The sequence below is a fragment of the Pseudomonas brassicacearum genome, from assembly GCF_003732265.1.
Classification (GTDB): domain Bacteria; phylum Pseudomonadota; class Gammaproteobacteria; order Pseudomonadales; family Pseudomonadaceae; genus Aquipseudomonas; species Aquipseudomonas brassicacearum_D.
In genome coordinates, this window is record NZ_MOBK01000200.1 from 337 (window position 1) to 633 (window position 297).

Here is a 297-nt window from a genome sequence, read left to right on the forward strand (position 1 = left end):
GGCGACTACCCGTTCGCCGAGATGCTTTTGCCGAGCCTCAGCACGATCAAACCACCGGCGCTGGAGATCGGTGTACTCGCCGCAACACGCGTGCTGGAAAGCCTTGGCGTGTTGCCGAGCGACGAGGTGCAGCGGCTGAACCTGCTGCAGTGCCAAGTCATCGAACGGGAAAGCACCTGACTTCGCTATACCGACAGTTCGCGCAAGGCGGCCGCCGCGAGAAATCCGGAACGGGATCGATAGCGCTGGTCACGGCGGACTGTCTGGTCAATACGCTCAAGCAACTGCTCCGGCAGC

The 297-nt window shown here is 62.3% G+C and carries 1 protein-coding gene and 1 pseudogene; one reads left to right on the forward strand and one right to left on the reverse strand.

Annotated features, from left to right (window positions below):
• A partial coding sequence (locus tag BK660_RS33280) for a substrate-binding domain-containing protein (protein WP_259698560.1) occupies positions 1-180 on the forward strand: 180 nt, incomplete at its 5' end.
• Between the two features lie 5 nt (positions 181-185).
• Here the strand turns inward: BK660_RS33280 and BK660_RS33285 are convergent.
• Positions 186-297 (reverse strand): annotated as a pseudogene (locus BK660_RS33285) (type II toxin-antitoxin system HicB family antitoxin); the annotation flags it as partial.